Source organism: Pseudoflavonifractor sp. MCC625 (assembly GCF_018784545.1).
Lineage (GTDB): Bacteria > Bacillota > Clostridia > Oscillospirales > Oscillospiraceae > Pseudoflavonifractor_A > Pseudoflavonifractor_A gallinarum.
Map to the genome: position 1 here is coordinate 1 of NZ_WQOJ01000056.1, position 221 is coordinate 221.

Annotated in this window: 1 protein-coding gene; it reads right to left on the reverse strand. The window is 58.8% G+C overall.

The window, feature by feature from the left end; all coding sequences use genetic code 11:
- On the reverse strand, positions 1 to 221 hold a 221-nt coding region (locus tag GPK94_RS15825), incomplete at both ends, for a hypothetical protein (RefSeq protein WP_215656264.1).

Consider the following 221-nt stretch of genomic DNA (forward strand, 5'->3'; position numbering starts at 1 on the left):
ACCACATCGTCTTTTCGCCCCTCGGCTTGCAGCTTTTCCAGTCTGGCTTCCAGAGACTTTCTGGTACGCTCCAGCTGCTTGACGGTAAAACGCTCGCCGCCGCTGGCCTGCACCTCTGCGATGCCCTCGGTGATCTCGTCGATCTGCTCATAGAGAAGCCGTTCCTGACGCTCCCGGCTGATGGGGATACGCTCAAACTGGCTGTGTCCCATGATGATGGC